This window comes from Stutzerimonas sp. Brlt_14 (genome assembly GCF_051948915.1).
In the GTDB taxonomy this organism is placed as follows: Bacteria; Pseudomonadota; Gammaproteobacteria; order Pseudomonadales; family Pseudomonadaceae; genus Stutzerimonas; species Stutzerimonas stutzeri.
Window position 1 is genome coordinate 254,085 of record NZ_JAYJLM010000007.1, and the last position, 12,071, is coordinate 266,155.

14 protein-coding genes are annotated in these 12,071 nt (G+C 62.9%); 3 read left to right on the forward strand and 11 right to left on the reverse strand.

Features of this window, described 5'->3' with window-relative positions; translation table 11 throughout:
* Positions 1–75 precede the first annotated feature (75 nt).
* The 3 genes from cgtA to rplU all read right to left on the reverse strand — a co-directional run bounded on the left by cgtA (position 76) and on the right by rplU (position 2,052).
* The gene (gene cgtA, locus VF716_RS18310) at positions 76–1,290 is read right to left on the reverse strand and encodes an Obg family GTPase CgtA (RefSeq protein ID WP_440552839.1); all 1,215 of its coding nucleotides are present in this window, start codon (positions 1,288–1,290) and stop codon (positions 76–78) included.
* 157 nt (positions 1,291–1,447) lie between these two features.
* Complete coding sequence (gene rpmA / locus VF716_RS18315) at positions 1,448–1,705, reverse strand: 50S ribosomal protein L27 (protein ID WP_011912146.1); 258 nt, start codon at positions 1,703–1,705, stop codon at positions 1,448–1,450.
* A 35-nt stretch (positions 1,706–1,740) separates the two neighbouring features.
* The gene (gene rplU, locus VF716_RS18320; RefSeq protein ID WP_013981863.1) at positions 1,741–2,052 is read right to left on the reverse strand and encodes a 50S ribosomal protein L21; all 312 of its coding nucleotides are present in this window, start codon (positions 2,050–2,052) and stop codon (positions 1,741–1,743) included.
* 241 nt (positions 2,053–2,293) lie between these two features.
* Here rplU and VF716_RS18325 point away from each other — a divergent pair, with 241 nt between their 5' ends.
* Both VF716_RS18325 and VF716_RS18330 read left to right on the forward strand, forming a co-directional pair.
* Entirely contained in the window at positions 2,294–3,262 is a 969-nt protein-coding gene (locus tag VF716_RS18325; protein ID WP_061374029.1) for a polyprenyl synthetase family protein, read from the forward strand.
* A 143-nt stretch (positions 3,263–3,405) separates the two neighbouring features.
* Positions 3,406–3,633, forward strand: a complete 228-nt coding sequence (locus VF716_RS18330) for a PA4570 family protein (RefSeq protein WP_053527279.1) — start codon at positions 3,406–3,408, stop codon at positions 3,631–3,633.
* A gap of 109 nt (positions 3,634–3,742) precedes the next feature.
* Here VF716_RS18330 and VF716_RS18335 read toward each other — a convergent pair whose 3' ends face one another.
* From VF716_RS18335 to VF716_RS18365, 7 genes are all read right to left on the reverse strand, one after another.
* Positions 3,743–4,360: an FKBP-type peptidyl-prolyl cis-trans isomerase gene (locus tag VF716_RS18335; RefSeq protein WP_013981861.1), complete on the reverse strand. Its 618-nt coding sequence runs from the start codon at positions 4,358–4,360 to the stop codon at positions 3,743–3,745.
* Between the two features lie 73 nt (positions 4,361–4,433).
* A complete protein-coding gene (locus VF716_RS18340) occupies positions 4,434–4,562 on the reverse strand; it encodes a DUF2256 domain-containing protein (protein WP_020306566.1) in 129 nt (42 codons plus the stop codon).
* A complete protein-coding gene (locus VF716_RS18345) occupies positions 4,559–6,091 on the reverse strand; it encodes a cryptochrome/photolyase family protein (protein ID WP_440552840.1) in 1,533 nt (510 codons plus the stop codon). The genes VF716_RS18340 and VF716_RS18345 overlap by 4 nt, the downstream gene beginning before the upstream one ends.
* Positions 6,092–6,125: 34 nt before the next feature.
* On the reverse strand, positions 6,126–6,431 hold the full coding sequence (locus VF716_RS18350) for a DUF6482 family protein (protein WP_440552841.1): 306 nt from the start codon (positions 6,429–6,431) through the stop codon (positions 6,126–6,128).
* Positions 6,432–6,518: 87 nt separating this feature from the next.
* Entirely contained in the window at positions 6,519–7,007 is a 489-nt protein-coding gene (locus tag VF716_RS18355; protein WP_011912140.1) for a TIGR00645 family protein, read from the reverse strand.
* Positions 7,008–7,161: 154 nt separating this feature from the next.
* Positions 7,162–7,488, reverse strand: coding sequence for a PA4575 family protein (locus tag VF716_RS18360; RefSeq protein ID WP_013981858.1), 327 nt, complete (start codon positions 7,486–7,488; stop codon positions 7,162–7,164).
* Positions 7,489–7,663: 175 nt separating this feature from the next.
* Positions 7,664–10,105 (reverse strand): Lon protease family protein, encoded by a 2,442-nt coding sequence (locus VF716_RS18365; protein ID WP_256045614.1) that lies wholly within the window; start codon positions 10,103–10,105, stop codon positions 7,664–7,666.
* A gap of 260 nt (positions 10,106–10,365) precedes the next feature.
* On the opposite strand from VF716_RS18365, the gene VF716_RS18370 reads away from it, so the two are divergent.
* Positions 10,366–11,394, forward strand: a complete 1,029-nt coding sequence (locus tag VF716_RS18370; protein WP_014595899.1) for a cytochrome-c peroxidase — start codon at positions 10,366–10,368, stop codon at positions 11,392–11,394.
* Between the two features lie 48 nt (positions 11,395–11,442).
* On the opposite strand, the gene mscL is transcribed toward VF716_RS18370, so the two are convergent.
* Positions 11,443–11,853 (reverse strand): large-conductance mechanosensitive channel protein MscL, encoded by a 411-nt coding sequence (gene mscL / locus VF716_RS18375; RefSeq protein ID WP_014595898.1) that lies wholly within the window; start codon positions 11,851–11,853, stop codon positions 11,443–11,445.
* Positions 11,854–12,071 lie beyond the last annotated feature (218 nt).

Here is a 12,071-nt window from a genome sequence, read left to right on the forward strand (position 1 = left end):
TCCGGATCGGACTGCGCACGAGGCAGCCCACCGACCACTCGCCTGACCAGGCCGCGCAGCGGCCCGGGGCTCGACTTAGCGCACGTAGATGATCTCGGCACCACCCTCGTCGTCATCGTCGTCGAAGTCGTCATCATCCGCCTCCTCGACCGACTTGACGCCAGCACGACGCAGCGCCCGCTGATCATCGAGCTCCTGCAGCCGAGCCCGCGCCTCGTCCTCGATCTGCCGATCCAGCTCGGCAAGCGCCTCGGCATACTCTGGCTCCTCGGCGATACGCACGGCGCGCTCGTCCAGGTAACGCATGATCGCCTGACTGAGCGCCTCGGTACCCTCGCTCTCCAGCGCGGAGATGACGAACACCGGTCCTTTCCAGTCCAGCCGCTCGACCACGTGCCGGACGCGCTCTTCGCGCTCCTCTTCAAGCAGCTGATCGGCCTTGTTCAGCACCAGCCAGCGATCACGCTGCGTCAGCGCCGGACTGAACTTCTCCAGCTCGTGCAGGATCACCTCAGCGGCATCGGCAGGGTCACTGCCGTCCAGCGGAGCCATATCGACCAGATGCAGCAGCAGACGAGTACGCGCCAAGTGCTTGAGGAAGCGAATGCCGAGCCCGGCACCTTCCGAGGCACCCTCGATCAGCCCCGGGATATCGGCGATCACGAAGCTCTTGTAGCGCCCAACGCTGACCACGCCCAGATTCGGCACCAGCGTAGTAAACGGATAATCGGCAACCTTCGGCTTGGCCGCCGACACCGAACGAATAAAGGTACTCTTGCCGGCATTCGGCAGGCCCAGCAGACCAACATCAGCGAGGACCTTCAATTCCAGCTTGAGGTCACGAGCATCACCCGGCTTGCCCGGCGTGGTCTGCCTTGGTGCCCGATTGGTGCTGGACTTGAAGCGCGTATTGCCCAGCCCATGCCAGCCGCCTTGAGCCACCAGCAGGCGCTGCCCCGGCTTGGTGAGATCGCCCATGATCTCCTGGGTAGCCGCATCGATGATGGTGGTACCAACCGGCACCGGCAGGATAAGGTCTTCGCCTTTGGCGCCAGTGCAATCGGTGCTGCCGCCCTTCTGCCCGTTCTGCGCTTGGAAGCGCCGGGTATAGCGATAGTCCACCAGCGTATTGAGGTTCTCGTCAGCCTCGAGATACACCGAGCCGCCGTCACCACCATCACCGCCGTTGGGGCCACCCTTTTCGATGAACTTCTCGCGACGGAAGCTCATCATGCCGTTACCGCCGTCGCCGGCCTTTACAAAAATCGATACTTCATCGACGAATTTCATGGGAACGCCTCCCGTCGCAGGACGGGCTTAAGAAACAAGAACGTAAGGACCTTGCGAAAAACCGGACGATCGCCAAGCGGTTCTCGGCAAGAGCCTCACAGGATACAGAAACAAAAAAGCCCCGTCGCATGACAGGGCTTTTCCAGCAACGCCGCAGTTAGGCTGCGACGACGCTCACGTAGCGACGGCCAAAAGCGCCCTTCACTTCGAACTTGACCACGCCTTCGACCTTGGCGAAGAGGGTGTGGTCCTTGCCCATGCCAACGCCATAACCTGCGTGGAACTGGGTGCCGCGCTGACGCACGATGATGTTGCCGGCCTTGATGGCCTGGCCGCCGTACATCTTCACGCCAAGTCGTTTGGCTTCTGAGTCGCGACCGTTGCGGGTAGAACCGCCAGCTTTTTTGTGTGCCATGAGTTCAATACTCCTATATGGGGATTCAGGCCCGATTAGCCCTGAATACCGGTGATTTTGACCTCAGTGAACCACTGACGGTGGCCCTGACGCTTCATGTGGTGCTTACGACGGCGGAACTTGATGATGGTCACTTTGTCGTGGCGGCCCTGGGCAACCACTTCAGCGGTGACTTTGGCACCATCGACCACCGGAGCGCCGATCTTCACATCGTCGCCGTTGCCGATCAGCAGAACGCGGTCAAAGGTGACAGCTTCGCCAGTCGGAACTTCGAGTTTTTCAATCTTGAGGTATTCGCCTTCGGCAACCTTGTATTGCTTGCCGCCGGTTACGATAACTGCGTACATCTTGTATCTCCGTTGATCCTGCTCACCCAGCGCTTTGAAAGAATGATTAGTGGCTGGCATGGCTGCATGGGGCCGGAAGGTGACGCCCGTGCAATTGCGTAAGGCAGGGAAATGCCCAGGGGGAAGTTCAGGGTCCGCGATTGTACGCATGCGCCACACCCCGCGCAATAGCCAAAGGGCGTTGCCTTGACAGTGCCAGACCCGCCCCCTAGCATGCCGCGCAATCTGCGAGGAGTCCCCGATGCAACCCCAGCCTTTCTATCAAGTTGTGGCGGACGATTTTGCCGCTGTCGACGGCATCATCCGCAAGCAGCTGACTTCGCGCGTTCCTCTGGTGGAAAAGATCGGGGATTACATCACTTCGGCCGGCGGCAAACGCTTGCGCCCGCTGCTGGTGCTGCTGAGCGGCAGCGCGCTGGGCCATCAGGGCGAGCAATTGCGCCTGCTCGCCGCCATCATCGAATTCCTCCACACCTCCACGCTGCTGCATGACGACGTCGTCGATATGTCCGGCATGCGTCGTGGCCGCTCCACCGCCAATGCGCTATGGGGCAACGCGCCCAGCGTGCTGGTTGGCGACTTTCTATATGCGCGCTCGTTCGAGATGATGGTCGAGCTGGATTCGATGCCCGTCATGCGCATCATTTCCCAAGCGACCCGGGTCATCGCCGAAGGCGAAGTGCTGCAGTTGTCGAAGGTTCGCGACGCCAGCACCACCGAAGAGATCTACATGGAAGTCATCCGTGGCAAGACCGCGATGCTCTTCGAGGCCTCGACGCACAGTGCCGCCACCCTGGCCGGCGCCAGCGAGCAGCAGCGCGAGGCGCTGCGTACCTTCGGCGACCACCTCGGCATCGCGTTCCAGCTGGTGGATGATCTGCTCGACTACCAGGGCGATGCCGAAACCCTCGGCAAGAACGTTGGCGATGACCTCGCCGAAGGCAAACCCACGCTACCGCTGATCTACACGATGCGCGAAGGCTCCGCCGAACAGGCTGCCCTGGTGCGCAAGGCCATCCAGAAAGGCGGACTGGAAGATCTGGAGAGCATCCGCAGCGCAGTCGAGGCGTCCGGCGCCCTGGACTACACCGCCAAGCTCGCCCGCGACTATGCCGAACGCGCCATCGCCTGCCTCGAAGTCATTCCGGCCAATCAGTATCGCGACGCACTGGTCCAGCTTTGCCGCTTCGCGGTAGCCCGCACGCACTGATCACCCTTCTTGACGCTGCGCCAAGCGCGCAGCTCGCCCTCCTATCAAGCCCCTCCCTCCGCTCGCATGAGCGGTGAATAATTGCGCTTGCATATTTGCAAATAACAATTATTCTCATTAACAAACTGAATGGGAGGTGCCGCATGACCTATCTGATCGATGCCTGGCTGGACCGGCCGCAACCCTACCTGCGGATACTCGACCGCAACACCGGCGCGGTGTGCGTTTCACTGGAAGGAGAGGCGCTGGAGGAGCTGCGCGAGCAGGGCGATCTCGACCTGCAGGAGCTCAGCACGAACGAGCCCTGCGTGCTCAAGGAGCAGATCCGCAATCTGTTTCTGTTCAGCTATGCCCTGGCGTTGCGCCCCTGAGCCGATCGAGGCCTGAACGCACGCACCGAGGTGGGAACACGTGCGTCCCGTGGCCAGCGCCGCCGCGCATTGCGCGACAGCTGCCGAGAGACCGTCGAGCGCAACCGCGTCAGAGCACGTCCAGCAGTTCGACGTCGAACACCAGCGTACTGTGCGGCGGGATGCTACCGACGCCCTGCGCACCATAGGCCAGTTCGCTCGGCACATAGAGGCGCCATTTGCTACCGGCATTCATCAGCTGCAGCGCCTCGGTCCAGCCGGCGATGACGCCTCCGACCGGGAACTCGGCCGGCTGGCCGCGCTGGTAGGAGCTGTCAAACACGCTACCGTCGATCAGGGTGCCGTGGTAGTGGGTCCGCACGCTGTCTTCGCGGGTCGGCTTGGCCCCGTCGCCTGCGGACAGCACTTCATACTGCAGACCGGATTCCAGCACCACCACGCCGTCGCGCTTGGCGTTCTCGGCGAGGAAGGCACGGCCTTCGGCAGCGGCGGCCTCGGCCTTCTGCTGAGCTTCGACCTGCATGCGCTGGCGGATCACCGCGAAACTGGCATTCAGCGCCTCGGGGCTGACCTGGCTGGCAGCACCGGCGAACGCGTCGCGAATACCGGCGATCACCGCGTCGAGGCTGACACCCGGCGGCGGGTTGTCACGCAGCTGATCACCCAACTGACGGCCAATGCCGTAGCTGACGCGGGTTTCGTCGGTGGAGAGATTGAGTTCGGTCATGCCGGGCTCCGGTCAGGTAAAAAAGGTCGGCCAGACTAGCACAGCCGAACAGCCGGAGTCGTCGCAGCGTGGCTCACCTGCCCCGGCAGCGCTGCGAGCAGTAACGCACTTCATCCCAGCAGCGCGCCCACTTCCTGCGCCAGGTGAACGGCAGGCCGCAGCGGGCACAAACCTTCGATGGCAGGTCGGCCTTCCTTCTCACAAGGAATCCCCAGCATCCAGCCGTGCCAGCAGCGCCTCGCCACGCTGCCAGAGCGCTTGCTGCCTGGCCTCGTCCATGCGGGTCAAGTTGCGATAGACCATGGTCATTCGTGGATTGCCCTGCAGCGGCTCACGGTGGCGCATCAGGAAATGCCAGTACAGCGCGTTGAACGGACAGGCATTCTCCGTCGTGCTCTCGGCCACGCTGTATGAGCAACCCTGGCAGTAATCGGACATCCGCTTGATGTACTGGCCGCTCGCGCAGTAAGGCTTGGACCCCAGGTAACCACCGTCGGCGTGCAGCACCATGCCCAGCACGTTGGGCAGCTCCACCCACTCGAAGGCATCCATGTACACGGCCAGGTACCAGTCGCACAGCGCCGGCGGCGCGATACCCGCGAGCAGGGCGAAGTTGCCCGTCACCATCAGCCGCTGAATATGATGCGCATAAGCGAGTTCGAGCGTCTGCCCGATTACCTGGCGCATGCAGTTCATCCGCGTGCGGCCGGTCCAGTAGAACTCCGGCAGTGGCCGGTCGTTGCCGAAAGCGTTGCGCCGCGCATAGTCGGGCATCTGCAGCCAGTAGATGCCGCGCACGTACTCGCGCCAGCCGATCAGCTGACGAATGAAGCCCTCGGCCGCGTTCAGCGCCACGTGCCCCTTTCGATAGGCCGCCTCGACATCGGCGCACAGTCGCCGCAGGTCGAGCAGTCCGACGTTGAGCGCGCCGATGCGGGCATGAAAGAGGAAAGGCTCTCCGCTGGCCATGGCGTCCTGATAGTCGCCGAAGGCCGCCAGCCCGAAATCGAGGAAATTCAACCAGAGCCGCTCGGCCTCGGCGTGGGTCACCGGGTAATCGAAGCCATCCAGGCCGCCGTAGTGATGGGCGAAGCGTGAGCTCACCAGTGTCAGCACTTCACGGGTAATGTCATCGGCCGTAAAGGACAGCCTGATCGGGCCATGTAACCCGCGCGGCAGCGCCTTGCGATTGTCGGCGTCGAGATTCCAGACACCACCCTCCGGTGAGCCATCCGGATTCAGCAGCAAGCCGGTTCGACGCCGCATCTCGCGGTAGAAGAACTCCATGCGCAACTGCGATTTGCCCTGAGCCCAACGCGCGAACTCGCTGCGCGAGCAGATGAAACGCCGATCGGCATGCCAGGTGATTGGCAGGCCGCAACCGTTGAGCGTCTGCTCGACGCGCCAGTCGCCGGCCTCGGTGACATGAATCGATCGCGGCCGATGCAGCGTCGCGAAACGGAGCAGCTCGCCGGCCAGCGAGCCACTGTTGGCCGGATCGTCGAGCCGTACATAGTCCACCGCCACGCCGCGCAGGCGCAGTGCCTCGGCAAAGTGGCGCATGGCGCTGAATATGAAGGCGATCTTCTGCGGATGATGCGGAACGTGACCTGCCTCCTCCGCCACTTCCGCGAGCAGCACCCGGTCACGCGCCACATCAAGACCTTCGAGGGCGGACAGCTCGAAGCTCAGCTGGTCCCCCAGCACCAGCCGCAGCGCCGCTACGCTCACAGCGAAGCGCCTTCAGCACACGCCCTGGCGAGCCTCACCACTGCGAACGCATGCCGATGGGTACGCGCAGCGGCCCGCGAACGCCATCCGCCAGGCCGCACATCTCGTCATAAGGGGACTGCTGCACCAGATGGAACGGCAGCTCGGGAACGTCGCGCAACAGGTCGCGCGCGTGCTCGACCGAGCGCAGATGGCAAACGCTGCCGCGCTCGTCGACCAGCGCGTGTCGCTGGCCTTGCAGATAGATGTCGAGGATATAGATGCCGCCCTCAAGGGAAATCAGCTCGAGGGCATCGATACGCCCCGCATTGGCATGCCGGGCGAGGTCGCTCAGGTTCATGGCAAGTACTCAGGAAATAACGATACAGAATATTGAACAAAACAATAATTCTGTACAGCTTTTCCGATGACTGCCACAGGTGAGGTGTCAGTGCTTGGTGATCTTGTCCATGTAACCCATGGCAAAGGCCGACACCACGAAGGTGAGGTGGATGATCACGTACCACATCAGCTTTTCGCTATCGATCTGCTGTACGTCCATGAACATACGCAGCAGGTGGATAGAGGAAATCGCCACGATGGAGGCGGCGACCTTGAGCTTCAGCGAGCTGGAATCCATCTTGCCGAGCCAGTCGAGCTTTTCCTTGCCCTCGTCCACGTCCAGTTGCGAAACGAAATTCTCGTAGCCGGAGATCATCACCATCACCAGCAGCCCACCGACCAGCGCCATGTCGATCAGCGACAGCAGGGTCAGCACCAGATCCGCCTCGCTGATGGAGAGGATCATCGGCAGGATATGGAAGATCTCCTGAAAGAACTTGATCGCCAAGGCCAGCAGCGCAAATGCCAGACCGAAATAGATGGGCGCCAGCAGCCAGCGAGCGGCATACATGGCGTTCTCGAGAATGCGTTCCATGAGGTCTCACAGCGGTAATTGAACGAGGCGCGAGTATACGCAGCAGGGTCGAGCGGACCAAGGCGGGCAAAGGGTCATCGTGACGCCAGGACAGAACCGGGCCGTCACCGGCAGGTCAGCGCCAGAAGGCCGCACATCGATGACGCTGTGACGATCATTCCCAGCCGCTGAGGAAGCGCCCCTGGTTGGCGTTGACCCGCCGCAGCTCGGCCTGCATGTGCAGCTGCCAGATGGAGGGATCGTCCGATTCTCGGTAGCCCTGCCCGACGAGATTGTCGGCGATGGCCTGCAGCACCGACTCAGCCATGGCCGGCCCGTGGAAGGGCCCCTGAACCTTGATCGCGGTGGGCTGACCATCGGCCAGCCCAGCGGCGCAGAGCAGCGTCCATAGGCCATTGCCGCCAGCGAGGGGGCGGATAACGCATTCGATACGGGTAACCAGGCCCAGGCACTGGCGGTTGAGACAAAGGTTGTGCGGCATGACGGCAATCCTCGCGTCGGGCTGACGCGGGAACATCCTGCACGGATGTAGCGCGAGAGCCTGTTTATCCCCTGAAGCTGTGGATAATCCTGTGAATGAAGGGTGCATGCCCTTCTCCACTGCAGACCCGCCGCGCGCCCTATCGTTCCGTTCAAAAACCGCACAATGGCGACGTTCAGCTGCTCCCTTCGGATTTGGCAGCCTCTTGCTCCTGCGCCACCGCCGTCTCGCCCTTGCCTTCCTCTTCCAGTTCGATCTCGGCGATGTCGCGCAGCCGTTCGACTACCCTGGCGTTCACGCTGCCCTTGGGAAAGTGGCCCTGCTCATTGGCCGCGCCCACATCCTCGCCCACCAGCAGCGACAACGCCTCATCCACCTGTCTTACAGCATAGACGTGGAAGCGTTGCTGGCGTACGGCCTCCAGCACGCGCTCATCGAGCATGAGGGTGGTGACGTTGGCGAACGGGATGATCACCCCCTGCTCGCCGGTCAGGCCGCGTGCCTCGCAGAGGCGGAAGAAGCCTTCGATCTTCTCGTTGACCCCGCCGACCGCCTGCACTTCACCGAACTGGTTGATCGAGCCGGTGATGGCGAAGCACTGCTTGAGCGGTGTGCGCGACAGCGCCGAGATCAGCGCACAGCACTCGCCCAGCGAGGCGCTGTCGCCGTCGACGTAACCGTAGGACTGTTCCAGCGCGATGCTCGCGGAAATCTCCAGGGGAAACTCCTGGGCGTAGCGGCTGCCCAGGTAGCCAGTGAGGATCATCACTCCCTTGGAGTGGATCGGCTGGCCGAGGTTGACCTCACGTTCGATGTCGACGATGCCTGAACCACCCGGATAGACGGTGGCGGAGATGCGTGCCGGCATACCGAATGCCGAATCACCGACTTCCAGCACGGTCAGGCCGTTGCACTTGCCGATCGCCGCACCCTCACTGTCGATCAGGATCACGCCGGCGAGGATGTCCTCGAGAATCCGCGCCGAAACGCGGCCCGTGCGCGTGGCCTTGGCCTTCAGTGCACGCTCGATATGGCCGACGTCCGTCACCTCGTCCTTGGCCAGCTGGCGAATGAAGTCGGCCTCGCTGACCAGCTGGAACAGGTCGCCAATGCGCGCCGACAACCGCCCCTGATGCTCGGCCAGACGTGCGCTGTAGGTTGCCAGGCGCGCCACCGCTGCCGAAGTGAGAGGGGCCATGCCCTCTTCCGATGTGCGGGTTTTCATCAGCTGGGCGAACTGCTCGAGGCTGTCCTCGGCCAGCGGGATGTCCTCGTCGAAGTCCACCAGCACGCGGAACATCTCCTGGAAGTCCGGATCCAGGTCCTGCAGCGTGTAATAGAGCTGGCGCGAGCCGATGATGATCACCTTGACGTTCAGCGGGATGACCTGTGGCGTCAGCGTCACCGTGGCCAGGCGACCCAGCTCGGCCAACGGCGACTCCATCTTCAGCTTGCGCGATTGCAGGGCGCGCTTGAGCGCCTCCCAGACGAAGGGCTCGCTGAGCAGCTTCTCGGCCTCCAGCATGAGAAAGCCGCCATTGGCGCGATGCAGGGCGCCGGGGCGCAGCTGGCGGTAGCTGGTATAAAGCGCGCCCTGGTCGGTGCCGTATTCGATACGGCCGAACAGGTTGTCGAAGGTCGGGTGCGGCTCGAACACCACCGGCGCGCCGCCATCGACCGGGTGGCCGACCACCAGGCTCGGGCTGTACTGCTCCTCGAGCAGCACGCGGTTCTGTGCCTCCGGGCGGTTCTCGTCGACCAGCTGCTCGACCACGGTCTTCAGCAGGTTGACCTGCACCGCCTGCAGATAAGCCTCGATGCCGGCGTTCTCGGCATACTTTTCCGAAAGGGGCGCCAGCAGCGGCTGCAGTGCCTGACTGATGGTCTCGTCATTGAGCTGGCGCAACTGGTTGGTGGACTCGCGCTTCCACTGCGGGAGGCTGGCCAGCTCTTCGTTCAGCCGCACTTCCAGCGCGGAAATATCTTCGTGGTAACGCTCGCGCTCGGCTTCCGGCAGCTGAGCGAATTCGGTCTCGTCCAGCGCCTTGCCGTCCTTCATCGGAGTGAAGGCGATATTGGTGCTGTCGCGGTAGAGGGCGATTTCCTTCTCGAGCGCAAGCTTCTCGATGACGTCCAGCGCCTTGTCGTAGCGCTGGTTGAAGGCGCGGTCGATGGCGCTCTTCTTCTGCTGGAAACTCGGATGCTCGAACACCGCCGGAAAGGTCGCCAGCAGGTTGTCGATCAGCTGGTTGATGTCGGCGATGAACCCCGCCGCGCCACCATGGGGCAACTCGAGCACCCGCGGCTCACGGGGCTCGTCGAAGTTGTTGACGTAGACCCAGTCCGACGGCGTCTGCAGTCGCTTGCCTTCGGCCTTCAGGTAACGCCGTACGAAAGAGAAACGCCCGGTGCCCGGCTCGCCCATCACATAGACGTTGTAACCGGGTCGCGGCATGGCAACGCCGAATTGCAGCGCCTCGACGGCGCGCTCCTGACCGAGCACGCCGAGAAAGGGCTCAAGCTCGGCGGTAGTCTTGAAGTTGAATTGGCTGGGCTCGAAGGGACGGGTCAGCGCATCGGGTGCCAGGCGCAAGCCGGCAGCGACAGTTTCAGGCATCGGGAATCCTTGCTGGAGTGGCGCATGCGGCCACGATTGATGGCGTCATTCTGGCGTTGCCTCGGGCGCGCCGCAAGGCTGGCAGCCGGCCCGGGCATCCAGCGGGCGACGGTCCGGTTTCGGCGATAAAACCCGAGCGGCGGCTGTAATGGATACATTTGGCCGCAGCGGACACCGCCCCAGGGCTTGATGCAGATCAAACGGTCGCTTGACGGAAAAGCGCTTCCTAAAGCCAGCCAACACAAAAAGGAGCTTCCGTGATGCGCCCTTCTCTTCCCCTTTTGCTTAGCAGCCTATTGGTCACCGGCGCCGCGAGCGCTGACGATCTTCGCGAACGCGCCAATGCCATCTTCAAGCCGATTCCGGACAAGGTCACCGAGGTGCGTGGCCAGAAGGTCAGCGAAGATCAGGCCATGCTCGGGCACAAGCTGTGGTTCGACCCGCGCCTGTCCAGCAGCCATGTGATCAGCTGCAACACCTGTCACAACCTGAGCATCGGCGGCAGCGACAACGTGCCGACGTCCATCGGCCATGGCTGGCAGAAAGGCCCGCGCAACTCGCCCACCGTGCTGAATGCCGTGTTCAACGCCGCCCAGTTCTGGGATGGCCGCGCCAAGGATCTCCAGGAACAGGCCAAGGGCCCGGTCCAGGCGAGCGTGGAAATGAACAGCACGCCCGAACGCGTCGTCGCCACGCTCAAGAGCATTCCGGAGTACGCCGCCGAGTTCAAGAAGGCCTTCCCGAAAGACAAGGACCCGGTCAGCTTCGACAACATGGCCTATGCGCTGGAAGCCTTCGAAGTCAGCCTCACCACGCCGAACTCACCGTTCGACCGCTTCCTCAAGGGCGAGGACAAGGCCCTGGATGACAAGCAGAAGCAAGGCCTCGCGCTGTTCATGGACGCGGGCTGTTCCGCCTGCCACAACGGCGTGAACCTCGGCGGCCAGGGCTACTTCCCGTTCGGCGTCGTCAAGAAGCCGGGTGCCGAAGTGCTGCCGGCCGGCGACAAGGGCCGCTTCACGGTGACCAATACCGCCAGCGACGAATACGTCTTCCGCGCCGCGCCGCTGCGCAACGTCGCCCTGACGCCGCCGTACTTCCACAGCGGCGAGGTCTGGGAACTGGAGCAGGCGGTGGCCATCATGGGCGACAGCCAGCTGGGCCGTCAGCTCAATCAGGACGAGGTCAGCGCCATCACCGCCTTCCTGCGCAGCGTGACCGGCGATCAGCCTCAGGTAGCCTACCCGGTTCTTCCGGCGAGCACCGCCGACACACCGAAACCGCAGTAACCGAAAACCGCTCCCGACGCCTGCGCCGGGAGCGGACCTCGGCGGCGCTCAACCGCGCCGCTGCTCCTTGAGCAGGTCCCGAATCTCGCTCAGCAAGAGTTCTTCCTTGCTGGGAGCCGGCGGTGCGGATGGCGCTTCGGCCTCCTTGCGCTTGAGGTGATTGATGGCCTTGATCGCCATGAAGATGGCAAAGGCGATGATCAGAAAATCCACCACCGTCTGAATGAACGCGCCGTAGCGCAGCAGCACGGCCGGTGCATCCCCTGCCGCCTCCTTGAGCACGATCGCCAGATCGGAGAAATCCACACCTCCGATCAGCAACCCCAGCGGCGGCATCACGACGCCATCCACGAACGACGACACGATCTTGCCGAACGCGGCGCCGATGATGATCCCCACCGCCATGTCGACGACGTTACCGCGCACGGCGAACGCTTTGAATTCGCTGATCAGACTCATAATTCGCTTCATCCTTCTGGTAGTGGCGGGCTGGCCTGCAACGGTGCGCTACCTCGCGGAGCACCGTCGTAGAGCATAGGCGGGCCGGCCACGACTGACCACACCGATGCGCCTTTCATCGACCGAGGATTGCCAGTGAGGTTCGCTTGATCGCCGTCAACCGGTTCTGCCGGACGGGCGAATAAGGTAGAGCCCTTCCTGACACCCGGAGCGATTTC